Below are 26,357 nucleotides of genomic sequence, written 5' to 3'. Positions count from 1 at the left end.
GCGCAGAGCGCGCCCCGTCTCTATCAGGCGGTATGTCCCTGATGCTGCATACGGCTCGATAGCGGCCACCAGCACAGCAAAATCAGCAACGCCATGGCAAACATCAGCAAGCCAAGGCTGAACTGCCCGGTTTGCGGCAGCATGGCTGACAGCCAGGTCGCCAGGCCAGACCCCATATTCTGCATACCACCCACCAGGGCACCCGCCGCCCCAGCCAGGTAAGGGAATGGCTCCATCGCACCGGTGGTCGCCAGGGGGAAGAGCATCCCGGCACCAAAGAAGAACAACGCCGCAGGCACGATCAGCGTCCAGATATTCATCACCCCGAACCAGCCAGGGATCCACATCATCAGCCCAGCCAACAGGCAACTGATCACCGAATGCCACATCAGGCTGTGGAAGGTTTTTCCGTCACGCCCGGCATACCAGGCACCAAAGAACGCTGCCGGGATCGGCAGGATAAACAGGATACTGACGGTCAACCCGCTCAGGCCCAACACTCCCCCCATCAACACGCCACAGCTGGCTTCAAAGACGGCAATGCCAGCCAGAGCACCGATCAACATCACCAGATAACAGCTGAAAGTGCCATCCGCCAGCAGTTGGCGGAAGCTGGAGAACATGCGGCGTTTTTCCGTCTGCTGCGGCCGGGTTTCCGGCAACCAACGGAACATGGCAAACGCTACACCGGCGCACAACACCAGCAGGAAGCCATAACAAGCCCGCCAGCCAAACATCATCGCCAATCCCCCGCCAATCACCGGAGCCAACAGCGGGCTGACCAGTATGCCCATATTCAACAGGCTATTGGCATAACGTAAGGAAGTACCTGCATACAGATCGCGCGGCATGGTTCTAGCCATCACGCCCGCCACGCCGGTGCCCATCCCTTGAACCGCGCTGGCAGCCACCAACATCGATAGGCTGTTTGCCAGCAAAGCGCCCAAGGCACCGAGCAGGAAAATCATCATGCCAGCCAGGATCACCGGGCGGCGGCCAATGCGATCGGAAAGCGGCCCGTAGATCAATTGCGAGAAGCCATAGGTCAACAGATAAGCCGCCATAACGCGCTGCACGGCACCGGAGGGCACCGAGAGATCGCGGGCAATATCGGCGATAATCGGCACATAAATGGTTTGTGCCATCTGACCGACGGCAACCAGCAGGATCAGCATCACCAGCAGGTGGAAGTTCTCAACTTTTCTCATTATCTTCATTAACTTATTCAGTCTTACGACACTCAACCCCGCCCAATACACCAGGGGGGAACCACAGAGCAGCTTCTCAGCGTCGCATAAGCTAACAAATCTGATTTTTTTAGCGAGTTTCGGGCAAATATAGATCGCCGTCACACTGGCACCTATCGCTACCAGTCTCGTAAATCAAACTGTACGTATCTGTTGTCATAACGGGAAAGAGTTAAAAATGATAAACTTGCATCAGATTAGCTTTAACACTTAATCGATAATTATTTCCATCAACTTGAAATAAGATACCGCCACAGGGATTTGGGTTTTATGAAAACACCAGAGCTGATTTTATTGCAGTTAAAAACCTTGGGTCCTCATTCTGCCAAAATGCTGGCAGAGCGGCTGGAAATCACGCCGATGGGGATCCGCCAGCATCTGCAATCCCTTGAACAACGTGAGCTGGTTTGCTACGAGGAAACGCGCGCCAAAGTAGGCCGCCCGACGCGTTACTGGTCTTTGACCCAACAGGGCCATGCTCAGTTTGCCGACGGACACGATCGGCTTTCGGCGATCCTGCTGGAGTCAGCACATGAGCTGTTCGGTGCCGAAGGCATAGAAAAGCTGATCCGTGCTCGCGAGGATAAACTCTATCACCGGTACGCCGATGAGCTGGCAGAGGAAGAAGACCATCTCAGCAAGCTCAACCGCCTGGTTAACCTACGCCAGCGTGACGGCTACATGGCGGAACTGTTGGAAAGCCCGCAGGGAATGTTGCTGGTGGAAAACCACTGTCCGATCGGCGTGGCGGCCCATACTTGCAGCAACCTGTGCAACTCCGAACTGCAGCTGTTCCATCGCCTGTTTGGTAAAGGCTACCGGATAGAACGTACCGCGCATGCCATCTCCGGCTCACGACATTGTGCTTATTTGATCCGACCACGGGAGCGTTAAAAGTATGGCTGAATGGGTTAATGGCAAAGTGACAGGGGTACAACATTGGACCGATGGCTTGTTCAGCATCACGGTCAACGCCCCGATCGACAGTTTCACCGCCGGGCAGTTTGCCAAGCTGTCACTAGAAATAGGCGGAGAGCGCGTTCAGCGCGCCTATTCTTATGTTAATGCCCCCAGCGATCCTAACCTGGAGTTTTATCTGGTCACAGTGCCAGAAGGAAAACTCAGCCCAAGCCTCCATCAGTTGCAGCCCGGAGCGGAGGTGATGGTCACCAAAGAAGCCGCCGGATTCTTTGTGCTCGAAGAAGTGCCAGACTGCGACACCTTATGGATGCTGGCGACCGGCACCGCCATCGGCCCTTATCTGTCGATCCTGCAAGAAGGCAAAGATCTGGATCGCTTCAACAACCTGGTACTGGTGCACGCCGCACGATTTGCCCGCGATCTCAGCTACCTGCCGCTGATGCAGCAGCTGCAACAGCGTTTTAACGGCAAACTACGCATTCAAACCGTGGTCAGCCGCGAAGAGGTGGCTGGCTCATTGACCGGGCGCGTTCCGGCTCTGCTGGAGGACGGGCGGCTGGAAGCGGCGGTTGGTTTGCCCCTGGATGCCGAAACCAGCCATGTGATGCTGTGCGGCAACCCGCAGATGGTGCGAGATACCCAGCAAACGCTGAAAGAGAAGTATCAGATGCGCAAACATCTGCGCCGCAAGCCGGGCCATATCACCAGCGAGCATTACTGGTAGTTCAGCGGAATTTTACCGGTTCGGCCTCTGGCCCGAATCGGTTATCCCCTGGGGTGCCAAGAAAAGCCCCCAGATCGATCGCCATCATCACCACAATCAGCGTCGGAATAAAACGCCCCACGCCCCACTGCCAGACCGGCGCCAACATCTGCCAGTTACCAGCCGCCAATATCCACGCCAGGATCAACAGCAACGCCCACCAGCCCTTTTTATTACGATCGTGCAGGCGCTTGACCAGCACCGCCGCCGTTGGCCACAGCAGCGCCACGATACAAAAGGCGATAGTTTGGATCGCCACCACATCGTAGTTGGCCAGCGTGAAAGCCACCGCCATCAGCACCACCCAGACTGCCATCCAGATCCAGAAGTCGCGCCGCCCGATGCGGCCCTTAAAGGAAAAACACCATTGCTGTAAGCTCATCGATTCATGCACTCTTGGCCTGCCCATATTCTGCGCCGCAGTGTAACATAGGCCATACCGGGTTGAGCTAGCCCCGGCAAAACGCAGACCATCGCACCGCCTTGCGTCAGCAAACGACAATCACGAGGAATTTTTGACAATTCACCCAGGTTATCGTTTTAATCGGAGTCATCTTTGTTACCGATGCCGTATACCATGCTGAAAAAAATCATCGTTATAGCCTGCCTGTGTTTCCCTATCGGCAGTGCTTGGGCCGATCCACCGGATACGCCTACCGAAGCTCCGGCGAACGCGCCCTATTTACTGGCTGGCGCGCCCACCTTCGATCTGACGGTGGTGCAATTTCGCGAAAAATACAACCGCGACAACCCAACGCTGCCAATTGGTGAGTTTCGCGTCGTCCCCTCCAGAGAGGATGACTCTCCTTTGCTGACCCGCGCGGCCAGCAAGATTAACGAAAACCTCTACGCCTCTACCGCGCTGGAAAAAGGCACCGGTAAGATTAAAACCATGCAAATTACTCATTTGCTGTTGCAGGATGGCGAAGAAAAAGCGGCCAAAGCCATCGCGGTGAACTACATGGCGGCCCTGAGCCGTCAGTTTGAACCGGCACTCACCGTGGAAGAAAGCATCATCAAGGTGAACAACCTGCTGGAAAAAGGCAAAGGTTCCTACTTCTACCAGCAACAGGTCGGGGCAATACGCTATGTGGTGGCAGATAACGGCGATAAGGGGATAACCTTCGCCGTTGAACCGATTAAGCTAACGCTATCTGAACCCTGATACCCCAGCAATTAATGACAAAAAGCAAAGCCTTTGCACTGATTCATCTCTATACTGTTGGGCAGGTAAACTGCCTGTCCGGCAGTTGTCATTTAGACTCTCGCGTCCCCTTTTTGGAGGAAAACACATGCGTCATCCATTAGTAATGGGTAACTGGAAGCTTAACGGCAGCGTTCACATGGTTAACGAACTGATCGCCGCCTTGCGTAAAGAACTGAGCAGCGTTGACGGTTGTGGCGTTGCCATCGCACCTCCAGTCATGTATCTGGATCTGGCCAAGCACGAACTGGGTGGCAGCCGCATCGCTCTGGGCGCACAGAACGTCGACATCAACCTGTCTGGCGCCTTCACCGGTGAAGTTTCTGCCACCATGCTCAAAGACGTCGGTGCTGAATACATCATCATCGGCCACTCAGAGCGCCGTACCTATCACAAAGAAACCGACGCAGCGATCGCAGAGAAATTTGCCGTGCTGAAAGCCGCTGGCCTGATCCCAGTGCTGTGCATCGGTGAAACCGAAGCAGAAAACGAAGCGGGTAAAACCGAAGAAGTTTGTGCGCGCCAGATCGACGCCGTGCTGAAAACCCAGGGCGCTGAAGCGTTCAAAGGCACCGTCATCGCTTATGAGCCAGTGTGGGCTATCGGTACCGGTAAATCTGCCACCCCAGCGCAAGCTCAGGCAGTGCACAAATTTATCCGTGACCACATCGCCAAGCAAGATGCCGCGGTAGCAGCCGAAGTGATCATCCAGTACGGCGGCTCCGTGAACGATAAAAACGCCGCAGAGCTGTTTGCTCAGCCAGACATCGACGGCGCGCTGGTTGGCGGCGCATCACTGAAAGCAGACGCTTTCGCCGTGATCGTCAAAGCCGCTGCCCAAGCGAAAAAAGCCTGATTTCATCCGGCCTGAAATAACAAAACCCCGGTTTCCCGGGGTTTTTTATATCCAAAAATTGGCGATCAGCGCTTGCTGATTTCGTCAAAGATCCCGCCAGTGGCAAAGTGCACCTTCTGCGCTTCAGTCCAACCACCAAAGGTATCATCCACGGTGAACAGCTTCAGTTTTGGGAACTGCTCGGCGAATTTGGCTGCAACGGCTGCATCACGCGGACGGTAGTAGTTGTTGGCCGCAATGGTCTGACCTTCCGGGGAATACAGATACTTCAGATAAGCCGTGGCCACATCACGGGTGCCGCGTTTATCAACGACCTTGTCCACCACCGATACCGTCGGTTCGGCCAGAATGGATTCGCTCGGAGTAATGATTTCAAATTTGTCTTTACCCAGCTCTTTCTCTGCCAGCAAGGCTTCGTTTTCCCAAGCGATCAGCACATCACCGATACCGCGCTCAACGAAGGTATTGGTTGCACCACGTGCGCCGGAATCCAGCACTTCCACATTGCGGTACAACTCTTTAACGAACTCCTGAGCCTTGGCTTTATCACCACCGTTCTGGTGCAGAGCATAACCCCAGGCAGCCAGATAGTTCCAACGGGCACCGCCAGAGGTTTTCGGGTTCGGTGTAATAACCGACACGCCGGGCTTCACCAGATCAGCCCAATCATGGATCTGTTTTGGGTTACCTTTACGCACCAGGAAAACGATGGTTGAGGTATAAGGTGCTGAGTTGTCTGGCAGGCGCTTGATCCACGCTTTATCAATACGACCACGTTCGGCAATCGCGTCCACGTCGTATGCCAGCGCCAGCGTGACCACATCCGCTTCGATGCCGTTAATCACCGAGGTCGCCTGCTTGCCGGAACCGCCGTGTGACTGACGCACGGTAACCTTATCGCCGGTCTGCTGCTGCCAATACTGACCAAACGCCGTGTTATATTCCTGGTAGAACTCACGCGTTGGATCGTATGAGACGTTCAGCAATTGAATATCTTTCGCCATGGCACCCGATGCCAACAGCAGTAAAGTCAGACCCACACCCCATTTTTGCATTGCCGTTCCCCCAGAAAATGACGCAACCTCAAACGGTTGATTTAGCATCAAAGCCTGCCAGAAACTTCCCTCACAATTAAAGAATAAAAAATGTGGTACTAGACCATTCTGGAATATAGCGATAACAGACAAAAAAAAGCCTCCCAAACGGAGGCTCCAGATTGATGACCAATTGCCAATGCGGCTGAACTTGTAGAGGCGAACATGTTCACCCGAAGGGGCGCCGTATATACCGCGCCCGCTTAGCAGCATCAGGGGCGGATTAGTACAGCTTTTTCGCCGTTTCCAACCAGTCACCTTTGAACGGACGCTTCATGTTTTCGATCGCGTCAACGATGTCGTGGTGCACCATCTTCTCGTTCTGGATCCCTACGCAGCGGCCACCGTAACCTTGCAGCAGCAGGTCGATGGAGTACGCGCCCATGCGGGAAGCCAGAATACGGTCGTAGGCAACCGGTGAACCACCACGCTGGATGTGGCCCAATACGGTAGCACGGGTTTCACGCTTGGTTTCCTGCTCGATATGGCGCGCCAGTTCGTCGATATCACAGATATGCTCGGTGATCGCCACGATGGCGTGCTTTTTACCTTTGGCGATACCGGCTTTGATTTCATTAACCAGATCGTCACGGCTGAATTCGATTTCCGGCAGGACGATAAATTCACAACCGCCGGCAATGGCCGCCGCCAGGGTCAGGTCGCCACAGTAACGCCCCATCACTTCCACGATAGAGATGCGTTGGTGTGATGAAGAGGTATCGCGCAGGCGGTCAATTGCTTCAACCACGGTTTCCAACGCGGTGAAGTAACCGATGGTGTAGTCGGTGCCTGCAACGTCGTTATCGATGGTGCCAGGCAAACCGATGCATGGGAAACCCTCTTCAGTCAGGCGCTTCGCCCCCATATAGGAGCCGTCACCGCCGATGACCACCAGCGCATCAATGCCGCGGTTTTTCAGGTTTTCAATCGCCTTGGCGCGCACGCTGTCATCCCTGAACTCTGGAAAACGCGCAGAACCCAGGAAGGTGCCGCCACGATTGATCATATCAGATACGCTATAGCGGTCTAATTGCTCCATGCGATCTTCGTACAAACCAAGGTAGCCATCGTAAATACCAAATACTTCCAGACCTTCTGTGAGCGCAGCACGCACAACGCCACGAATGGCAGCGTTCATACCTGGGGCGTCACCGCCACTCGTCAGTACACCGATTTTCTTGATCATGACTACCTCTGAACTGTAGATGCAATTTCTTAAGAATTCTGTATTCGCCGACTCACCGGGTATCTCTCCAACGGCGCAAAACCAGCTTTACGGCTTTTATTGCTGGATATTATAACAAAAACACCCAGCTGAATTGATTCAGGTCACGCAACATCAAGGAAAAAACTTCACATGGCACGGCGTGCTAACACCGTGATTTCTCAATCCACCCAACATTGACCTATGTCTGTTGATTATAGTTCCCAATGCCCCTGTCGGCCCTGAGGAACAACAGAACAGGGATCCTGGTGAATTATCACATCGGCCCCAGGGAAACGATGCAACAATGCCTGCTCCACCTGTTCTGCCAGAATATGCGCCTGCATCAACGGCAGGGTGTCTTCCATTTCCAAATGCAACTGGATAAACCGCGTTGGCCCAGACTGCCGCGTACGCAGATCGTGCGCACCTTTCACACCCGGCCACGACGATACCACATCGATAATTGCCTGACGCTCTTCATCCGGCAAGGCGCGATCCAGCAGGGACTGCACCGCCTCGTATCCCATACGCAGCGCGCTGTAGAGAATATAAACCCCAATGCCCAGGGCAAACAGCGCGTCCGCACGGTGAAATCCGTACCAGCTTAGCCCAAGTGCTATCAAAATAGCACCATTCATCATCACATCTGACTGATAATGCAGCATATCGGCCCGTACCGCCTGGCTGCGTGTTTTTCTGACCACCCAGCGCTGATAGGTCACCAGGATGAGAGTGCTAATCAACGCAATGATAGTCACTGCTATCCCTATACCCGGCGAATTCAGGGGCTGCGGGGAATACAGATGCTGGAAGCCGGTCAAGAACAGGAACAGGGCAGAACCGGAGATAAACATGCTTTGCGCCAGCGCCGCCAGCGACTCGGCCTTGCCATGGCCAAAGGTGTGCTCTTCATCAGCCGGCTGCAACGAGTAGCGCACCACCAGCAGGTTGGTTAACGATGCGGCAATATCCACCAACGAATCCACTAAAGCTGCCAACAGGCTGACCGATCCAGTGAGATACCAGGCAACGATCTTGATCAACAGTAGAACGGAGGCCATTCCGGTGGCGGCTAAAGCAGCGGACTGCACCAGCCGCGCATATTGCTGTTCCATAAAAAACCCCAACCAAAGTTTATGGGCTTTAGTATAACGGAATGCGGGGTAAAAAAAGTCCCGCCATCATGGCGGGATGCTTGTCAGCTAAGCAAAAAAATCTGGCAAAACGTGCAGTAATGTCGCTCTCCCTAGATAAGTATTCATAAGGTATCCAGGTTAGAAGGCGCGTCCACAGAGTGTCCACACTCAACGGTTTTTGAAAATCCGCAGCCTTCTAGAATAGATTTAATTCATTGTTTTTTAAGTGAATTTATTTTATGGAAATAAAAAAAACCCCCTCATCATGAGGGGGAAGACAGGGATGGTGAGGTTACTTCTCTGTTAATCAATTGAGATAAAAGGATTTATCTCTAACTTCGTCCACAAGTTGACTACGCTTCGATTTAAGGCCCCGCTTTGCGGGGCTTTAACTTTTCTTTCCCCCTCCTCCCATAATGGCTAGTATTTGAGCCGTAACAAAATACCCTTGGGACTTATGGAGTTTTTCATATGGCAATGACTACATGCAAAGAGTGTAAAAAGGAAGTATCTGATCGCGCGAAGGTTTGCCCACATTGCGGAGTTAAAAAACCTGGTGAAAGATGGTGGCATGCTTTAGCAGGCTTTGCCGTTCTCATCGTCATTGGGACTGGAGCATATTTCTATTTCGGTAGTGGTGATTCCGTCGAGGCTACAGACAAAGCTAGCCCACCGAAACAATGTGCTGCGACTGATGGGCAATGCCTCTTTGAAGCAAATTTGGCTGAGGCATCATATCCATGTAAAAAGCAGATCGAGAAAACGTCCAAGTATGATTTTGAATGGAACGATGGTGTTTTCGGACTGGCCTTTACTCATTTCCGAAATGTACCGGAAAAAGGTCAATTGGTTTTCACTGGCGATAAGGTCAAGTTTACCAATGGGTTTAACGCAAAAGTTAACATGATTTATTCCTGTACCTATGATTTGAAATCAAAATCAGTCGTTGACGTTAGCGTTAAAGAAGGTCGTTTGTAAGTATCACACTCATAGAAAAGCCAGCCCGTAGGCTGGCTGGTTACTGCATGGCTTGCATCAATGTGCAGCTCTACTTACTTCCTTTCCCTGGGATGGCCGCAATGCTCTGCGTTTGCTGCTCGAATTTCAGTCTACTGACCTATGCACTTCCCCTCCAATTGGTTACACAGATCAATTACCATTAATTGATCGTTTATACCGATCGAAACGCAACCAATAGATAGGCGACCTAGGAGATCCTTTCTAGATCGTTTGCGCAAGAAATTGCAAACTCTATGCTTGCTCCCAATCCGCCCGCAAGCCGCGCCACGCCTAGCCCGGATAACGATCACCCCACCGCGCCACCACGGCCCGGACGCCGCAAAAGATCCACACGTAAAGCAAATAGATCCTTTTCAAAACATCAAGTTAACCAAAAGGTTAGCCGCACACCCTCGCTCTATTTTTGCAATTTCTTGCAAAACATTGCACATATTGCAAAGCCTCTCACATGCCAGAACCCCAGACAGGGCGCGGGCTGGCGCGATGGTTTGCGCATAAATTCTTTTGCAAAATTTTTATGATCCAAATTGTGCAGGCGGGTGCGGTGTAGCGCCGTTTACGTCCCGTATGTACTTCCGTCCGTGATTTTTTGCGGCCCCTGCGGGCCGTGGTTGAACGATATGAATTCACACCATGCACGGGCATGGTGTAGCTGTTGAGTGGCATACGGGGTGATTCAGGAGGTACTAGCGGGGCGCGGCCCCGCCGTGGGTATCAATCAATGAATGGGCTGTATTTTTCGGTGAGTGCCGTGGTTCGTTCGGCTGTGGCGGTGATTTCACCGCTGTTGGTTGGGGTGCCGGTATTGCTGTGGGTGTGCTGCGCCGTCTGTTGTGCCAACTGGTGGAGCACGTCCAGGGTGTCGGTCAACAGGGTTAACACGTTCACGTCCTCGCTACCCAGACGGATAGAGGGAGCCATTAACTCATGTGCCAGGGCAACGCTGCGGCGGATACCGTCGATCTGTTCGGTTAGACTGCCTTTAACCTGCACGTCTTGATTGCCGCCTATCGTGGTTTTGTCGTCCTGGCCAACATCGCCAATTCTGTCTTTGCAGGTGATCACCAGGTTGCCCGATGCGCCGATCGTGTAGTTGCCATCAGCCAGGTGAACCACCGCACCGGCCAGCAATTTGGCCGTACCCAGCACGGTGGTGGTGTCGTTACCTTTAACGGTCGTCTGGCGTGTCGTAGTGGTGCGGGCTTCGGTGTCGCTTGTCACTTGGCGGGCGTTGCTGGATTCCTCGATCGCCTGGTCGGTTTCGCGCTGCCATGTACCGGCCTGGTTAACCCGCTGGCTCACACCGGCCCGCTGTTGCTGCAACTGCTCACCCGGTTTGATATCCGGCAAGGCGTGGCCGTCCTGCATCGTTTGGCGGATAAGTGGCTTATCGGGTCGCCCTTCTGCAAATCCCACCTCCACCACGGTACCTTCGGGCGGGTATTGATACATCCCACCTTCCGGCCCCGCCATCGGCACGGGGAGCGGTACCGCGTTGTAAACCGGCGTACCCTGCGCCGCTGCGCCGTTCTCATCCAACAATTGCAGATTGACGGCATAGCGGGGCCGGAATGGGTCAGACTGATCGCCCAGTGCGGCGGTATCCGTTGGCCCCATGACGCGGGCCAGGCGCGGCAAGTGTAGGCCCGCGCTCAATTCGGGATAGATTTTATCAATCTGGCGCTGTTCGGGTGACTTGTGCGCCGGTTTCCCCTGGCTGTTAAGTGGCGTCCAGGTTAGCGTCATTTCATCGTCATTGGCGGTGACTTGCGTGATGCGGCGACCGTTGGCAATAACGCCCGGCCGGATGGCAGGGATTAACGGCAAGGTCATGCTATTGCCTGCGGCGGCGTTCTGAATAAATTCGATTGGAATGTCGACCGGTGACCGCGCAAAGAGCGAATCCACATAGCTGCCGACAAATACCGTCCCGTCTGCCAACTGATACCAGGTGTAATCCGCAATACTAAACGCGCGGCCCAGGTTAGCTAATAGCTGATCGCCGGTACCGCTGTGCGTGAAATGAGGAATTGGCGTATCCAGGTACCCGGCATTTTCTGGCAGTGAAAACACCATGCCGGTGAGCCTGGCAACTTCGGCGGTCACATCGCGTAGCGTGGGGTGTTGCAGCGATACCGGCCATTTTTGGGCAAAGGTGCCGACCAGTTCACGCACAAAAAGACGCTGCGCGCCGTTCTCTGCTGGGCTGCTCCGCTCCACATAGCCGGTAAACCAACGGTAAACTGTGCTGTTGATACCCAGATCCAGGCGCACCAACTGGCCGGTATAGTCGACCGGTGTCAGGGCGGTAATAAATCCCCGACCGCAAGCGGCCAATTCAAGCACGACGCGAAAAGAAACCACCGCGATGGCTTCAGTGCCGATCCGCAAGGTAACGACGGGTTTCATTGACTGCCCCCTGGGCCGATTGCCGTATCAATTTTTTTAAGCACATTTTCAAACCAGGATAATTTTTCCGGTGATTCTTCGGCACTACCGGCCCCGCCTGGCCCTTGCGCATTCGCGTTGCTACCCGCGCCACCGCCACCGGCTGCGGCCTGCATGGCTTTTCGCTCGGCAACACTGAAATATTCTTTCAAGGTGAAATTAACCTGCCACACCATGCGATCAGTCTGGGCCGCTGCATCGACGTTGCCGGAAAAAGTCACCTCTCTTAATTTGATGACCTGGGCCAACTCGTTGGCGACACGATAGCGCTTCATTTGCCCGCCTGCGTCTTTGGCTTCGGCCAGGGCATAAAGCCTGGTTAGTCGCGCTTTTTCGGAAAAGGGAATTTTCCCCGAAACGCGCAATTCTTTACCCTTGATCCCCTGCTCGGCGTTAGCCGTGCTGCTTGCTTGCCCGGACTGGTCTTTGTCCTGAATTTGCATTGATGAGGACACGATAATGTCTTTCATCAAAATGGCTTCGCCATCCAGCGCCAGCACAATGATTTCACTCATAGATCCCCCAACATGGCGCGCAACGGCGCTAAATCCTCGCCGACAAACATCAGCGCCAACGTGAAAACGTTGTCAGAAACGGGTACCGCGTCACGCATTAACCGGGCAGCGGCCTGGGTATCGCCGATCGCCGAAACAGCCCACACCGGCACACTACCGGCTTGCAACTGCTTTAGCCCTTGCTTTGCCATATCCAACAGGGTCGCACGTTGCTGGGCAAACTCGGCCAGTGCGGCGGTAACACTTTCCGGCGTACTGGGGGCGGCACTCTCGGCAAACGCCTGGATCATGTCTTGCACCCCGGTTGCCAGGCGTGTGGTGCTTACCGATAACGGCAGGGCAGGCGGTAAGCTGTTACTCATGGCCGGTAACTGCATGCGGCTGGTTGCCAGCCCGATCGCCGTGGTTGCCCGTCGCTGAACCTGGGTTAACGCCGGGATAGGGAACACCTCAGCGGCAGCGGCCAGCACGGTGGCAAATGACGCCAACGTGGGAGCCGTCAGCATGATCACGCTGACATCTTGGCGCACTGATGCCCCGGCCAGTTTGTTGACCAGGTAGTTAACGGCATTCGGCGGGCTCAGATAAAAACCTGATTCCTCCTGTTGCCCCAGGCCAAAAACCCACGGGTGAGCCACCAGGGTGGAGCACGTCACCGCCCCCAGGTTGTCAGGGATGTGTAGGCGTTTTTGTTCCCACATTACGGCATCACCGGCCAATCAATCGCGGGCGCAGTTTGCAGATCAATACGGCCCAATAAAACGCGGTAGGTTTTCCACGCCGTCAGCCGTTCGGCGTCGCCATCCTGCTGCATACCCAGCGCGATCGCATCTTCCAATTCAGTGATCTGCTGGTCAGCCTGGGCGCGCAATGCCTTGCGCTGTTGTTGGGCCTGGCTCAATGCCTGTGCTTGCTGTTCCGCCGCCTCTTGGGCCTGGGCCGCTTGTTGCGCCAGGATATCCGTTACCCATTCGGTGCCGTCCCAATGGTCAAACGGGGTACCCGGTGGAATAAACGTGTAACCCTCCGGCAAGATAAACCAGGCATCAGGTACCTGGTGCGCCTGGCCGTCAGCACTGTAGTAGGTGGTGCCGGTCTGGTCGGTCAGTTCTAGCCATGCGCCCTCTTTGAATAACAGGACGTTACCCAGAGCAGGAACAGGGGGTGCCACGGTAACAGCCCAATCCGGCAAGGCGTCGATCAGTTCCAGCACGATAAACCGGGTGCCGTGACTGTCCCAATATTCAACACCGCGCAGGTCAGGCACAGTGCGCCATTTCTGCCCATCCCACACCCCAGCCATGCCGCTCTTTGGTTGGCATGGTACGGTAGTGCAATTGGCTGGCAATCCCGTGCCGGGTGGGACGCAGTAATTAAACGTGCCGGTAAACACGCCTTTTTCATCAAAATTGTAGATCCACACAAAGCGCGGATTACTGGAAAATTCAAAAGTCATGCTCATTATCCCAACCTCACGATGTAGTTAAATGCGATGTTATCAACGGTGTTTTTTGCCGCGCCGTAAGCGTCAATGCGCAAACTGTGACCGTGCCAGCCCAGCGTTACCCAATGGCTATGATTTGGAATAGGCTCAATCAGGCCGTAGTCAGTAAATGGCAACCCCTGTTCAAATGAGTGTCTATTACTGTCGCCGCCATCTAATGCGGTGTTGGAGCGGTAGGAACGCAACTTAAGCTGATACGCGCCGCCCGCCGTGGTTTCTTTAGAACCCAGATCCGTGCCGCCCACTTCCCCCGTGTGACCATGATTTTTAACCTCACCGTCAGCCAGTGATAACGGTGCTCGCCCGACTGGATTACCCAAGATAGTGCGACCGCGCATATCGGGCAAAACCCCCGATGGATAAACGACGGCAAGTTGTGGGTTAGCAACCTTATCAAACGCCTGCCCAACAATGAGGGCGTGACCCGGTGGGGCGACATTTCCCGGCCAGGGCATGGGTACCCCCACCGGAGTGGTTTCGCTTTGCAAGGCAAAGGTGCCCGCTTTGCTGAAAATCCGACCGTTGTCGGTATCAAACACCCAGGTGCTTTCGGCCGCATCGCTTATCACATGAATAACCGGCTGTGCGGATTTGTCCTCTTTGGGTAACAGGTAGCCAAAACTGACCGCTGTCGGCCAGCCTTTGCCCTTGCGGGTTGCCCTACCTTTGGTCAGCGGCACATAGGTAGCGTCCCCGGCTTGGCCTTCCCAATCGAAATTTGGCTGAAAGAATGGCGCGCGGGTGTTTAGCTGATCCAGATACGCCCCGGCTCCTTCGGGCCATCCGTTGCCGCTGTTACCGTTGGCCTGGAAGTAAGGCGCGCCTAACTTGCCCGTGGCTGTATCACCGATTTTAAGCAGGAAACGCGCATCAGCTTCACCTTTGCTGTACACGTCGAGATCTTCAACATCCTGGCGCAAAGCATCCAGAGGAAACGGCTTGCGCTCGTCGGTCACTACGCCCCCAGTGACGTGGGCAATACGGGTGACAAAGTGCCGATTACCGGCACTATCAACATAATCGGCCAGGGTATCGGCGGCGCGCAGTGTAAAGCTATTAGCCCATGCGCCCGTGACCGTACCTTGCCAACAGATATCAACCCAAACGCCGGTTTTACCGGCCAGTGCCAACGCCCGGTTGGTGGTCATAATGGCGCGCAGGCCAGCAACATACCCCAGCCCGGCCGCAATGGTGGCGGTCGCACCTACTACGGTGACTTTGAAGCCATCGCCCCGGAATGCCGCATCACCGTAGTAATCGACATTAGCCAGGCGGCGGGATTCATCCATACTTTGCAGCCGGGCGGAAAAATCGATCATCCATGTTGCGGGGGTGACGTTGATTTGTGAGGCGGTGGCTGCGCCATCAAATTCCATTGCAAGATTACGGATCAGGCTATTGCCTTGTTGACCGTTCTCCGTCTTGATTTTCTGCTGTTCAGCCAGGTGAACAATCATTAAGACCGTATTGCTTGCACCGTCGACCAGGCCCACCCAGTTATAATTCCAGTTACCGATCGTAGTATCCAGAACGACTGAATACACCACAGCATTTTCGTTCATCGCACCATACTGGGTTATGTCCGTGGTATAGCGAATTTGCCCCGCGCTGGGCATACCTTCATTGCGGTTAATCTCTGCGTTTTCATCTTGACCGGGAATAAACGCAAAAATCATTTTATCGGGGCGGGCTGGCTCGGCGTTAACTGTTTTATTCACCAGCCAGCTTTCAAAAGCCAAGGTAATAATACTTTTAGCCATTTCAAGCCCCTCCAATCATGTTTGCTTTGCGCATAACGCTTAATATTGCGTTAAGCGTTTCGACCACTGTTTCAGTAGTCGCATTGGGAATGGTTGCCCGGCTATTAATGTGTACCGACACCATTTCTCTCCAATTTAAATCTCCCGGTGCCTCATCGGTTCCTGGGTTTTGCCGATCAACGTTAGTGAATGCCCGACCGTCAGAGTCGACGGCAAGTACAACACCGGTAAACACTCCCTGGGTGGGTTTTGAATACGGGTTTTTAAGGGTTAATGCTACGCCCTCGTTGGTTGTGGGTGTTGTTTTGGGATTAGGGGTGCTCGTTGTGCCATCTGGCGCAACATAGCGCCAAGTACAGCTTGCGCCGTTAGTGGTCTTGTGAACCTTCAAATTATTTTGAGAAAAGTTCACTTGTTGCACACCTTTAGTATTAAATGTGACAGTGTCTAAAACACGACTCCAGGCGCTCCAAGACGAACTTTTGACACGCACCCACGGCCCCGGCTCGGATGCATTAAAGGACGCATAAATAGATTGTGTTACCGTGCCGTTGGCATCCGCTGAGACTAACAAAAACACAGCTGAACCCGGTGATACACCGAAAGGATAATTCATGTTGTAAGAGCCTTGCGAAGTTTCCCCGCCCGGTGCGATATATAGTCCGCCTTTAGTAACACTATTTAAATTAGTGGTAGGCGTCAGCAACGTAAACATTGGCTCAGGAACGTAAAGCCCATCCGTTTTTTGAATGAGTTGGTTCCCAGATTGCGCGGATAACTTCAAACTGAATGTTTTAATCTGGTCTAGCGTAAGCTTTACGCTGTCTAATTTTCCATTCGCCGCCTGGCTTACCGCTAAAACCTCATCACCTTTAATTTCGGCTGCGGCAGGTAGATTACTGTATGTAACTTCTTCCATTATATTCACCTTTGCTCAGTTATCAGCAACGCGCCGGACTCGGTTTTAAATCGCGAGTTACCTTCTGTAATAAATACGGTATTGGCTACTGGCTGGCTCGATATCACACAGCAACGCCTAAATGCGTTATTGTTCGCGAGTGATACAGTAGCAACCGTTCCGTTGCTGCTGAATTCTTCTACACGATTATGTTTACCCGCCAGGACTGGCATCCACACGTTTTGAGGTAAATCGGCATCCGGTGAAAGGGTTATCCACCAATCTGCCCACGTTGTACCTGGTGCAGGCTCACCCGGCCAGCCATACACCGCCATGTCACCCCATTCGCACCAAAGTGCGCCCAGATTTCCGCGCTGGGTATTTTTTCCAGACATCGGCAAGCCGTACGTTAGTTCACTAATGAGGGGGACTCGCCCCCCCAGATTAGTGGCCCAAGCAGTTACTTCGCCTATTTTTCCTTTGGTGCCGTCTTGAATAAACCACAGTACCGGATTAATGGAGTGGGTTACTGTTCTACCCCGTGAATCGGTGCCGGTCACCACAACCGCTCCAGATCCAAAGATTACAACGGCACAATATTTTCCCATTGGAACCACGGAGGCGGTGCCAACCACTGACCAGACAACATCACCAACCGCGCCTTGCGACTCAATTGAATATGTCGCTTGCGAAAAACAGGTTTTAGGGTCAAAAATGCTTGTCATCCAACCATTGACATGAAAACGGACGATTTCGAAGGTAGGAACATAAAGCGCATCATGATAGCCCGCATCCAGGTCGAACCGGCCAGCTCTCACCGAAAGCACCCGCTGATTCAGCACATCAAAGAAATAACGGCGACAGGTGCGGCCGTACTGGCGCACCAGGTTCATCATCAGGGCGTTATTGCGGCTCAATTGCTCATCGTTGATACGCAACAATATGACGTCCCAATCTAGCCACAATTGGCGCTCAAGCTGCTGTATCTGGCCGATCTCCAGCCGTTCGAAAATCCGCGCAAAACCGGCCATGCTCCCCGCGTCCTGGGCGTTCACGAAGGCATATTTCACCCGCAAGCGAAAGAGCGCCAGGGATTCACCAGGGAAGCGGTTTATATCCCGCTGGTATGCAAGCAGGGTTAATAGTTGCTCGTCACAGGTATCGACGTCGATCTGGGCCAGGGGGAAGGTCAGCCAGCTATACACCCGTTCCCACCAGATTTTTGATGCATGGGCCAGGGTGAGCGGTTCGCCCTTGTTCATCCACACCGGCAGATTGATACCTGGTAGTTTACTCATCGGCAGGTACCATCTTTAAGGTACGCAGGCGCGGCACATTCAGCCCGCTGATAATGTCCCCCAGTGAGAACACCACAGAGGCAATATCGGGGAACGTGTCGTGCAATTCTTCGCCCAGGCGTGACATAGAAAAGCGGCTAAACGGCCAGGTTTTTTGAACGTCATAATCGGTATTTTCCCGAAACGCGGCGCGTACCAGGTTACCGGCGTTACCCATCAACGTGGCCGTTTGCTCTGCGGTCAGGTGACTGGCGGCATACAGATGCACAGTGACGGTGAGGTCATGACGGGTTTCCGGTAGCGGCAAGCACAACACGTCATCACCGTGGCCGTGGTTGCCCTGGGTCATCACGTAATCGTTGACCATGTCGATAAACGGCTGGCTGGCAATGCCGGAATCAAGCAGCAAGTAAACGTTGGCGGTACCTGGCCCGCGTGGGGCGTCGTGCTCGAAAAAAATGCGGTCAGTATTGAGCCCGGCCAGCCCGGCAATCATGCCACGGTACACGGCATCAATATGGTATTGGCCCACAAGGTTGAATTGGTTTTTCACCCGATCCCGCAAGTCATCATCACTTTCCTGGTCTGCGCCGGGTGCCGTCAGCCAATCGTCCTCATTCACCGCGCTGGCGATACCGTCGACCGCCACGGGCAAAATTCGGTAGTAACCAGGGGCCAGGTTAAACCCGCTGCCCTCCAGCTCGGCTGTAACGGGTACCAGGGCGCTGGCTGTGCCTGCGGGGATGGTCATATCGACCGTGGTCATCAGCCGGTAAATCGTGCCGTTGATACGCTCAGTCTGAATGACGGTACCCACCGGCACGGTGATTTCCCTGCCGATCTCCACCTTGGTGAATCGGATAGCCCCTACTGCGGCGGTGGCGTCTTTGCGCGCCACGTTGACCGCCCAGGCGAACAGGTCAACAAAGGTATTCCCGGCCGTTGCCAGGAACAGATTACGCATGACGACATTGACCAGGGCATCCGTCAGCCACAATACCGGCGCGGTAATGATGGCAGTGATCAAGCGCCAGAACGGTGACATGCGTGACGTGTTAGTGATCAGCCCTTCTTCCCGCGCAATGGCGGTGAATTCGGTCTTGATCTGCGCCTCGTTAGTCGGCATGCCCTGTTCGGCCAGAATGGCCTTAAAGTCTGGGTTAGGTTTATTGTTCATCATTAATTAACCTGTTGGTCACTGAGAGCGGACCGAAATCGTAGGTATCTGCCGCAACAAAATAATCCCCGTTGCCGCCGTCTTTAATGCTGACGGTGCCCGGCACAATGCGGGTGTCCGTTTCAACCAGTAATTCCATTTGCATCATGATGTCAGCCCGCAAAACCGGGCTGCGTTCGGCGATCAGCTCTTTGACGATCCCGGCTTCAATAATCATATGGACGACGTCTTGCGCGATGCTTACGCGGTTGCTGCACAGCACCGGCTCATTGCCGGAATCCAGCGTGAAGTTTTTGCCGGTGATCAACAGGTCGATGTATTTCAGGTCTGTGCTCATCCGGCTGCTAGCTCCCTGGACTCCATCAGCGAATCGAACGTTTGCGGGTTCTGTGGATAAATATTGACCTGGCCGATTTGACGGCTGTTATCAGTCACCTTGTTGCCGCTGCCGTTCGAAATCGCTTTACCGATACCGCCGCGCTCCATCTGGGGAGCATTGAGGCCAGCCGGTGCGGCCACTCCAGACACAGCGGGCGCGCTATCACCGACCGGTTTCAAGTCGATATTGACGCCGGGGATTTTGTTTAACTTGGTGACGATCCAGTTATAGGTTTTGCCAAATGACTCCATCAGGTAATCCCATAGCCCGCTGAACACGTTGCCGATCGTGTCAACAAAGCCGGTGAATGCCTCGACCGGCGATAAGCCAGAAAAGTAGTCAACCACCATTTTCCAGCCCACGCGGATCATCTGCCAAACCACGGAAAAGACTCTACCGACCACCTCCGCCGCATCGGCCACCCAGCGAAATGCTTCGGTGTCCATCAGCGCGGCTTTCAGTTCATCCCAGTGCTTAATGGCATACCACACGCCCGCGACCAGTAAGGCGATAGCAGCAATGATCAAGGTGATAGGACTCATCAGGATTTGCATAGCCGCGCCAGCAAACGCGGTAGCGCCGCCGAATGCCCACATCGCAGCGGCAGAAATCACCATGCCAGTACGCTGTAACAGGACGGCAGCGGTTGAGGTGCGGAAAGCGAGCGCGCAAGCCAGGAGGGTGGCACGGACAAAGCGCATAACCCCGTTGTAAGCCACTGCCGCAATACTGGCTAACTGCAAGGCGCGGGCTTTGAAATTCAACGCCCAGGCCACGCCAAGAACGGCCAAACGTAACACCTTGTAGATACCCACTATCCCGATGGCAATAAACTTGGCAACGCCCATAACGATATTAGCCGTTGCACCTGCGGCAGCGAGTGCCAGGGTACTGAGGGCGATATAGCCGATCCAGCGGGCAATGTTCGGGAACATGTCCAACCATTTGGCAAACTGGGTACCGGCATTAATGGCGTAATCAACCAATGGGGTAATGGCGGGGATCAGGCGCATGCCCACGGCAACCCGGATACGCTCCCAGACTTTATCCACCCGTTCCCACATGTTCGCCATCTTCGCCGCCATCTCTGTGGCACGGTCTAACCCCTGCGTGTTGCCCATATCGCGCATATGCTTTCTAAGGGCGTCAGCCTGTCCCCAGGCCGCGGTCAGCGCCTGCGCACCGTCACCAAAGGCTTTATTTAGTGCGTCCTGGGCCTTTATATTGCCTTCGATGGTGTCACCGAATTTGGCTTGCACCTTTTGCAGAATGTCAGGGAATTGCAGCATTTTGCCCTGGGCATCGGTGAAACTCAGGCCCAGTTGCTTGCCGCCTTCGACCGCCCCTTTTAGGAAAGCGTCATAGATGCCGCCTGCCTCGGTGCCTTTGGTCTGACTCAATACCCCCATGACGGCCAATTGTTCATCCATCCCGGCACCGTACTGGGTACCGGTGCCCTTACTGGATTTAACCAACTCGCGGATCTCATCAATGCTGGTGCCAAAGTTTTGCGCCATGTAGGCCGCTTTTGACGCCATCATTTCAGCAAAGGGCACGTTACCGATCTGGCGTACCGTCGACTGGTAATTGTTCGCCATATCGCTCATGTAGCCTGCCGCCTGTTCGGCGCTGGATTTGGTCGCCACGGCCAGGGTGTTGATCGCCACGGCTGCGCGCGGCAAATCAGTGTCTGCCAATCCGGCCAACTTACTTTTTATGATAGTGCCTGATGCGATGAATTCAGCCGCCGATTTACCGTAGGCGGTACTGAACCGCTGGGCGGATTGATACATTTTATCCAGGCTATCGGTACTCACATTGCGGGTAGACAGTTCATCCAAGGCCTTTTTCACCTCGTTGGCGGGGTCTAATAATCCCTTAACCCCTTGCGCAACACCCCATAACCCGGCCGCTCCGACCGCTACCTGTGCGAATGCGCTGGCTGACTTTTTGGCGAAAGCCTCAACGGATTGCTGGGCCTTGCCGAGCGGGGCGCTCAGGTTGTTTTTGAGACTCAGCAGAAAGGCTAATTCTTTCATCAGGGCTATGTCCTGGTTCCGTTAAAGGCAAAGGCGATACCCGCCGCGACACTGTTGATATTGCTTTCGTGGAAATACTCGGCCAGCCAGAGAGCACGGGCCAGATTCATGACGCTATCGCCCTGTTCGTCCTCGCTGTCATGGTCTGACGGTGAGGGCAAATAGTGACGCCGTAGCGCCACCATCTGTTCATAATGGCTGGCCCGGATATGCTCGACTAACTGGCCTATTCCTTTACTTCGATCTCAATGGCCGGTGCATAAATCTTGTTGATTTTTTCAGCCATCTGGGCACCCACGCCAGGCATCAGCAACAGGGTAGCCAGGGCATCACGGGATTCTGGGGTAACGATGCGTTTCAGGTAGGTATTGACTGCGCCCACCACATCCTCAGCCCGTGCGGATTCATTCAGACATTTGTTATAAGCTTGCAAGGTAGGGGCAAACTTCAATTCACTGCCGCCCACGTTCAGGGTGATGATGCCGCTATTTTCTTTGCTCATGGATTAAGTCCTTTCTCTGTTGAATTTCGGTAACTAACTGGTTATGCCTGGCGGCACAAGGCACATACAGGCCGCTGTATTGCTTTAACGCCAGATCAAAATCATTTCCCGTGGGCCCCGCCAGGCGCGGCAGGCTTTCCGGGCACTTCGCTAACAGGCTTTCCTGATAAGATTCGCTCGGCACGCTCAACACCCTCGTTGAACAGCCGCACATACTCATCAGTAGCGCACACGTTAGTAAAAACCGGTTTAATGGTTTCGGTATGAATAAGGCGCTCGGTGTGGATCTCATTGCTGTGAATGTCCTGTAATTTGGCGTCTAGCACCTTGGCAGATTCAGAGGACACCCCCTGAACCACCTCGCGCAGCGCGTCGCGAAATTTAGCCTCGCGGGTAGCGGCTGATTCACTGAGCACAGTGTTGAACCAGGCTCCGGCCGCAACCCCAATGAGGAACCACACAACGAGCGCTTTCATTTAGCGAACCCCTTCATGCTCAAGGCTAAAGTGATTGCCATCGGGCCGTTTAAAACGCCCGCCCCAGCTCCCGCCGAGTGACTCCCAATAGACGCCCAGCGGCTCATATTTGGCGCTGTCGGTCTGATACACCCCATCAATAAACAGGTTGAAATCCACCGCCAGGCGCTTGGTGTGCAAGCTGTTGCTGATACCAGCCCCGGTCTTTGCATTCAATGCCGCTTGCTCAGGTGTCCGATAGGCTTCGCCAAAAGTCAGGCGCATGCCGTGGTCACCGGCCCAGGTGATCAACTGGGCAACTAACTGGGTGAAAAGTTGCTGTTTCTCGCTTAATTTCATGATTTATCAGCCTCTTTCGTTTTAGTTTGCAGGTACCGCCTAAGCAGTGTCTCGATCACGGTATGCCCCAAAATCCCCAGCGCCGACGCGATACCGATCAGGCTGATTTCTTCCAGGTCAGGGAAGTGGATCAGCGCCAGCCCTGCCATCATCGACACTGCCGAACCCAGCAGAATGCGGCCAATCAGCAAGCGCCAAGTCAACTTTTGCTCATCCAACAGGACTTTGCCCAAACCGATCACCGCACCAATAACAATCAGTTTAAAGAGCGTGGTTTCTCCATTTGGCATAGGTCACCCGATCAAGTCGCGAACATCGTTTTCGGACAACATCGGTACACCGTCGATGTGAACAAAATCGGGGCTCGTCACAATGTATTTAACCTTGTGGCTGGCGGTTTCCCCGCCCTTCGGGTCGAAGGAAAACGGGCTGGTGATAATCAACTTGCAGCCGAATGCCTCAACTTTTAACTCCTCATCCCCCGTATTGGCATACCAAAGAATGTCAGTGGTTGGCATGGCGCGATAACTTCCGGCCGCACGGGCAACCGCGCCGATTTTCTTGAAATTCTTGGTATCCAGTTCCATTTCACCTTCGGCCGCGACGTCACCCGCTACGTGCCCATCAGGCACACCGCGCGTTTGCGCAGCGGCAGTGTTGTCCGTCACATCCAACGTAGTGGTTTTTACATGGATAATTTCGGTGCCCAGGGTGATATCAAAGTCCATGCCCCCGATACGAGCCGTCATGATTGTGCCTCCAGTGATGTATCTAACATGATGCTGACGGTGATCGCTTTCGGGCTCTCATACGGACGAACAACGAGATAAATGCTCACCGCAGTGGTGTAGCTCCAGACGATTTCCACATCGCCTTCACGCGGCGGTTTTACCTCACCAGGGAAGGTGATACCGGTGATTTGCGTGCTGCGTGACATGTCACGCATGGTGCGGCTGAAATAGGTCTTATGGGCGGCAATGCTGCCCGGTGTGCTGTTCAGCGCCCGATCGGCGATCTTGGCAATGGCTTGGAGGCGCACCCGGCGCGCGGCTTTGTCAACAATGCGCAGGTACTCGATCACCGGATAGTCACCGCCTTTTACATCCAGCGTTAATCCGTCTGACCAGTACATGCCCTCATAATCCGCGTACCACATCGGCACGGAATAACGCAGGTCATGCATTGCGCGCAGGTGAGCCAGGTTCAATTCCACCCCGGCACTGTCTACAGGCAGATCGCTGGATAGCCCCACCAGTGCGCCGGTTTTTACCCTGGCGGGGCTGTCAGCAATGGTGACACTGCGATGACATAAGCGGCCCGCCAGTGCGCCCACTTCATTGCCCCAAAGCGCGGGCACCAGTTGCACAGCGTGTGCTGCCTTGCCGGTGGCATTCGTTGATAGTTGTTCAAGGTATTGCGCCCAGGATTTAGGGGCACCGCCTTTATGCGGGCCGGGTACCGCCAACATAAACCACACCCAGCGGCCATGCTTGCTGATCAGCTCCTCACGCAGCGCGCTGAAAATGCCGATATCAGCGGCGGTGGTATCAGCACTGAGATCGCCGATACTCACAACACCCTCAACGGAAATCATCGGTTGCACGTTGCGGATAGCGTCGACTTTTGCCGCTGTATCAGCGCCAGCGGGCACGATCAGCGCGTAAGCCTGCCAATTCTGGCCCGCGTTCAATTGGGCCGCGCGGAGGTTCTCGCGCAAGCTGTCGCTGGCGTCGGTCAATTCCACGTCAATATCGGACTGGGAATTGAGCATGACCAGATCGCCCACCGTGGCCGCGCCGTCATGCGCGTGGCCGATGAATAAAACGGTACGCTCAATCTCATTGATTACGCCCTGGCGCTGGTTTAGCTGGTTAATCGTTACATTGGGCCATGTCATTATTGCCTTCCCCTTCTGTTTTGTGCGTTAACGTCCCAGCCAAACCCAATGGCTTGCAGTTGGCGCACAAGAATATTGTTAAATTCGGTATCACTAACGCCCAGGAACACACGGGCGGGAATATCAATTTTCCAGTTGCGTTTCGTCGGTTTACCCCGGAGTTTCTTTATCATTAACCCCGCTTGCGCCATGCTCATGCTGTCCATGATTTCGCGAGAACTTGCCTTTACCCATCGTTTCCCCCGGCGAACCTTATAGCCCAGTGCCCGCAACCTTTTGGCCTGGCTCAACAGGGCAGGTTTTCCCCGTTGGTCAGGTCGTGGCATGCGGTCAGCGCTCATGGGGATAGATGCCCCATCCTGGTGAACAGCCCCGATAAGCCCGGCTGAAACTGGCCCGCTGCTGTTGCGATAGCCACCACCCCGGAGGTAAATCCTCACCGCTTCTCTTTCGGGCATCTCTCGCACAAGCAACAACTTGGGTAACTGGCGCAGCATCTTTCCTTTACCGCGTTTTCGCTTCGGCCAGGGTTGGCCGTCTGGTGTTACCTGGTTGCGCTGGTTACGCTTGGCAACAACGATGATCCCCAACTTTGCAATGCGCCATAACAGCCGCTGACGTTGCTTGGGTTTGAGGTCTGCCGCTGCTAGCGCGGCACGCAGTTGCCTTAACTGACGCTGATCCAGCCCACCTTCAATTCTCATGCTCACCACCCAGCGGCGCGCCGTTCTCAGAGGCGGCAAATAGCTTGCCCTGTGTCGCCGTCCAGGTATCTGGGTATTTCAGTTTCCAGCGCTTACCGGCTAGCGGGATCTCGCCGTTTTCATCCACACTGACGGTCACCGCGTCGGCCACTTCAATGGTGATACTCAGTGATCCGGTTTCCTCTTCGTCAAACTCAATATCAACAGTGGGTTCGGCTAGCGTCAGCTCGTCGTAAAAGGTATTGCGGTGGTCTTTCACCCAGGCAAATACCAGACCGTAGACCAGTGCAGGCGGGCAAATGCGGTAGGGAAACCTGTCCCAACTCAATACCGCGTTATACCGAAAGATCCCCAGACGACGCTGGTCTAACCCCAAATCCTTGTAGGAGTAAACCAGGTGGCCATCATCGATCGCGCTTTCAAAAAACTGCATCGCCCTGGTTGGCATGTTTGCCTGAACAAAGGCCGTTAAGTGTTCAAGCTGGCTCATACCTGATAAATCCCTACGCGGCGGAATCCCTGCATATTGCGCAAGACGGTAGCCGCTTCGGCTAACAAGGTGTCGCGCGTTTCGGCACTTTCCTGGCCTGGGTGGGTTTCACGTCGCCCGATGGTCGGAAACTCGCCCAGTAAATCCGCCTTTGCACGGGCATAAACCGCCTTTTTGTATTGCGCTGTAAGCTGGTTTTCACCGTCCATTTGCGCGCCCGGCACATCCTTGGCCTGGTCATGTCCCTTACTTTGGTGGAGGCTGACAACCGCGGCCAAATCTGCGTTGATTTCGGCAATCGCCGCCAGCACGGCGCGCCCTGCGGTTGTCGCGGGTAAATCTGGTGGAATAGAGCGTGATTGCTGAAATTCTTTAAGGTTGAGATTAGGCCAAAACGCCACGCCGTTAGTGATCGGGATATCCTGGTAATCAATCGGTCGACCACTGAAACCCAATGTTGGTGTTCCCACATCCATACCCCCA

General features: G+C 54.3%; 30 protein-coding genes. 5 read left to right on the top strand and 25 right to left on the bottom strand.

The annotated features are described in order from the left end of the window. Positions 1 to 23: 23 nt before the first annotated feature. Positions 24 to 1,208 (bottom strand): multidrug efflux MFS transporter EmrD, encoded by a 1,185-nt coding sequence (emrD, locus tag A6U95_RS05665; RefSeq protein WP_065683795.1) that lies wholly within the window; start codon positions 1,206 to 1,208, stop codon positions 24 to 26. Between the two features lie 309 nt (positions 1,209 to 1,517). Between emrD and A6U95_RS05660 the strand changes: the two genes are divergently transcribed. After that, positions 1,518 to 2,141, top strand: a complete 624-nt coding sequence (locus tag A6U95_RS05660; protein ID WP_021807227.1) for an HTH domain-containing protein — start codon at positions 1,518 to 1,520, stop codon at positions 2,139 to 2,141. Positions 2,142 to 2,145: 4 nt separating this feature from the next. Further along, positions 2,146 to 2,892, top strand: coding sequence for a ferredoxin--NADP(+) reductase (gene fpr / locus A6U95_RS05655; protein WP_065683794.1), 747 nt, complete (start codon positions 2,146 to 2,148; stop codon positions 2,890 to 2,892). A gap of 1 nt (position 2,893) precedes the next feature. Here fpr and A6U95_RS05650 read toward each other — a convergent pair whose 3' ends face one another. Continuing rightward, on the bottom strand, positions 2,894 to 3,313 hold the full coding sequence (locus A6U95_RS05650; RefSeq protein ID WP_021181880.1) for a DUF805 domain-containing protein: 420 nt from the start codon (positions 3,311 to 3,313) through the stop codon (positions 2,894 to 2,896). 195 nt (positions 3,314 to 3,508) lie between these two features. On the opposite strand from A6U95_RS05650, the gene A6U95_RS05645 reads away from it, so the two are divergent. Together A6U95_RS05645 and tpiA are read left to right on the top strand one after the other, a co-directional pair. Continuing rightward, positions 3,509 to 4,096, top strand: coding sequence for a DUF1454 family protein (locus tag A6U95_RS05645; RefSeq protein WP_065683818.1), 588 nt, complete (start codon positions 3,509 to 3,511; stop codon positions 4,094 to 4,096). 127 nt (positions 4,097 to 4,223) lie between these two features. Beyond that, on the top strand, positions 4,224 to 4,991 hold the full coding sequence (gene tpiA, locus A6U95_RS05640; protein WP_024482884.1) for a triose-phosphate isomerase: 768 nt from the start codon (positions 4,224 to 4,226) through the stop codon (positions 4,989 to 4,991). A 65-nt stretch (positions 4,992 to 5,056) separates the two neighbouring features. Here the strand turns inward: tpiA and A6U95_RS05635 are convergent, their stop codons facing one another. The 3 genes from A6U95_RS05635 to fieF form a co-directional block, all read right to left on the bottom strand. Next, on the bottom strand, positions 5,057 to 6,046 hold the full coding sequence (locus tag A6U95_RS05635) for a sulfate ABC transporter substrate-binding protein (protein ID WP_065683793.1): 990 nt from the start codon (positions 6,044 to 6,046) through the stop codon (positions 5,057 to 5,059). Positions 6,047 to 6,308: 262 nt separating this feature from the next. Next, a complete protein-coding gene (gene pfkA / locus A6U95_RS05630; protein ID WP_024527901.1) occupies positions 6,309 to 7,271 on the bottom strand; it encodes a 6-phosphofructokinase in 963 nt (320 codons plus the stop codon). A gap of 233 nt (positions 7,272 to 7,504) precedes the next feature. Continuing rightward, positions 7,505 to 8,407, bottom strand: a complete 903-nt coding sequence (fieF, locus tag A6U95_RS05625; RefSeq protein WP_065683792.1) for a CDF family cation-efflux transporter FieF — start codon at positions 8,405 to 8,407, stop codon at positions 7,505 to 7,507. Between the two features lie 492 nt (positions 8,408 to 8,899). On the opposite strand from fieF, the gene A6U95_RS05620 reads away from it, so the two are divergent. Beyond that, positions 8,900 to 9,406, top strand: a complete 507-nt coding sequence (locus tag A6U95_RS05620; protein WP_065683791.1) for a hypothetical protein — start codon at positions 8,900 to 8,902, stop codon at positions 9,404 to 9,406. 756 nt (positions 9,407 to 10,162) lie between these two features. Here A6U95_RS05620 and A6U95_RS05615 read toward each other — a convergent pair. From A6U95_RS05615 to A6U95_RS05520, 20 genes are all read right to left on the bottom strand, one after another. Then, complete coding sequence (locus A6U95_RS05615) at positions 10,163 to 11,857, bottom strand: hypothetical protein (protein WP_065683790.1); 1,695 nt, start codon at positions 11,855 to 11,857, stop codon at positions 10,163 to 10,165. Then, positions 11,854 to 12,411, bottom strand: a complete 558-nt coding sequence (locus A6U95_RS05610; protein WP_065683789.1) for a hypothetical protein — start codon at positions 12,409 to 12,411, stop codon at positions 11,854 to 11,856. The genes A6U95_RS05615 and A6U95_RS05610 overlap by 4 nt, the downstream gene beginning before the upstream one ends. Next, positions 12,408 to 13,112 (bottom strand): hypothetical protein, encoded by a 705-nt coding sequence (locus tag A6U95_RS05605; protein ID WP_065683788.1) that lies wholly within the window; start codon positions 13,110 to 13,112, stop codon positions 12,408 to 12,410. Before A6U95_RS05605 ends, A6U95_RS05610 begins: the two co-directional genes overlap by 4 nt. Beyond that, entirely contained in the window at positions 13,112 to 13,867 is a 756-nt protein-coding gene (locus A6U95_RS05600) for a tail fiber assembly protein (protein ID WP_158006199.1), read from the bottom strand. The genes A6U95_RS05605 and A6U95_RS05600 overlap by 1 nt, the downstream gene beginning before the upstream one ends. Positions 13,868 to 13,872: 5 nt before the next feature. After that, positions 13,873 to 15,675, bottom strand: a complete 1,803-nt coding sequence (locus tag A6U95_RS05595) for a phage tail protein (protein WP_065683786.1) — start codon at positions 15,673 to 15,675, stop codon at positions 13,873 to 13,875. Between the two features lies 1 nt (position 15,676). Further along, positions 15,677 to 16,594, bottom strand: coding sequence for a pyocin knob domain-containing protein (locus tag A6U95_RS05590; RefSeq protein ID WP_065683785.1), 918 nt, complete (start codon positions 16,592 to 16,594; stop codon positions 15,677 to 15,679). Positions 16,595 to 16,599: 5 nt separating this feature from the next. Next, positions 16,600 to 17,871 carry a hypothetical protein gene (locus A6U95_RS31425; protein ID WP_241810624.1) on the bottom strand — a complete coding sequence of 424 codons (1,272 nt, stop codon included), beginning with the start codon at positions 17,869 to 17,871 and terminating at the stop codon, positions 16,600 to 16,602. Then, a complete protein-coding gene (locus A6U95_RS05580) occupies positions 17,864 to 19,048 on the bottom strand; it encodes a baseplate J/gp47 family protein (RefSeq protein ID WP_065683817.1) in 1,185 nt (394 codons plus the stop codon). Before A6U95_RS05580 ends, A6U95_RS31425 begins: the two co-directional genes overlap by 8 nt. Further along, the gene (locus tag A6U95_RS05575) at positions 19,038 to 19,385 is read right to left on the bottom strand and encodes a DUF2590 family protein (RefSeq protein WP_065683784.1); all 348 of its coding nucleotides are present in this window, start codon (positions 19,383 to 19,385) and stop codon (positions 19,038 to 19,040) included. The genes A6U95_RS05580 and A6U95_RS05575 overlap by 11 nt, the downstream gene beginning before the upstream one ends. Next, positions 19,382 to 21,466, bottom strand: a complete 2,085-nt coding sequence (locus A6U95_RS05570; RefSeq protein ID WP_065683783.1) for a phage tail tape measure protein — start codon at positions 21,464 to 21,466, stop codon at positions 19,382 to 19,384. The genes A6U95_RS05575 and A6U95_RS05570 overlap by 4 nt, the downstream gene beginning before the upstream one ends. Positions 21,467 to 21,471: 5 nt before the next feature. Continuing rightward, complete coding sequence (locus A6U95_RS05565; RefSeq protein ID WP_065683782.1) at positions 21,472 to 21,651, bottom strand: hypothetical protein; 180 nt, start codon at positions 21,649 to 21,651, stop codon at positions 21,472 to 21,474. 41 nt (positions 21,652 to 21,692) lie between these two features. Beyond that, entirely contained in the window at positions 21,693 to 21,968 is a 276-nt protein-coding gene (locus tag A6U95_RS05560) for a putative phage tail assembly chaperone (protein WP_065683781.1), read from the bottom strand. Positions 21,969 to 22,069: 101 nt separating this feature from the next. Then, entirely contained in the window at positions 22,070 to 22,444 is a 375-nt protein-coding gene (locus A6U95_RS05555; RefSeq protein ID WP_065683780.1) for a hypothetical protein, read from the bottom strand. Further along, on the bottom strand, positions 22,445 to 22,783 hold the full coding sequence (locus tag A6U95_RS05550; protein WP_065683779.1) for a M15 family metallopeptidase: 339 nt from the start codon (positions 22,781 to 22,783) through the stop codon (positions 22,445 to 22,447). Then, positions 22,780 to 23,073: a holin gene (locus A6U95_RS05545; RefSeq protein WP_065683778.1), complete on the bottom strand. Its 294-nt coding sequence runs from the start codon at positions 23,071 to 23,073 to the stop codon at positions 22,780 to 22,782. Before A6U95_RS05545 ends, A6U95_RS05550 begins: the two co-directional genes overlap by 4 nt. 3 nt (positions 23,074 to 23,076) lie before the next feature. Further along, positions 23,077 to 23,532: a phage protein gene (locus A6U95_RS05540; protein ID WP_065683777.1), complete on the bottom strand. Its 456-nt coding sequence runs from the start codon at positions 23,530 to 23,532 to the stop codon at positions 23,077 to 23,079. Beyond that, on the bottom strand, positions 23,529 to 24,680 hold the full coding sequence (locus A6U95_RS05535; RefSeq protein ID WP_065683776.1) for a DUF2586 domain-containing protein: 1,152 nt from the start codon (positions 24,678 to 24,680) through the stop codon (positions 23,529 to 23,531). Before A6U95_RS05535 ends, A6U95_RS05540 begins: the two co-directional genes overlap by 4 nt. Beyond that, a complete protein-coding gene (locus tag A6U95_RS05530; RefSeq protein WP_065683775.1) occupies positions 24,680 to 25,384 on the bottom strand; it encodes a hypothetical protein in 705 nt (234 codons plus the stop codon). Before A6U95_RS05530 ends, A6U95_RS05535 begins: the two co-directional genes overlap by 1 nt. Beyond that, positions 25,374 to 25,874, bottom strand: coding sequence for a phage tail protein (locus A6U95_RS05525; RefSeq protein WP_065683774.1), 501 nt, complete (start codon positions 25,872 to 25,874; stop codon positions 25,374 to 25,376). Before A6U95_RS05525 ends, A6U95_RS05530 begins: the two co-directional genes overlap by 11 nt. Then, positions 25,871 to 26,350, bottom strand: coding sequence for a head completion/stabilization protein (locus tag A6U95_RS05520; RefSeq protein ID WP_065683773.1), 480 nt, complete (start codon positions 26,348 to 26,350; stop codon positions 25,871 to 25,873). Before A6U95_RS05520 ends, A6U95_RS05525 begins: the two co-directional genes overlap by 4 nt. Between the last annotated feature and the right edge of the window lie 7 nt (positions 26,351 to 26,357).

It is taken from the genome of Serratia sp. 14-2641, from assembly GCF_001692375.1.
In the GTDB taxonomy this organism is placed as follows: Bacteria; Pseudomonadota; Gammaproteobacteria; order Enterobacterales; family Enterobacteriaceae; genus Chania; species Chania fonticola_C.
Note: the sequence above shows the minus strand (reverse complement) of the source record. Positions and strands in the feature narration are given on the sequence as shown.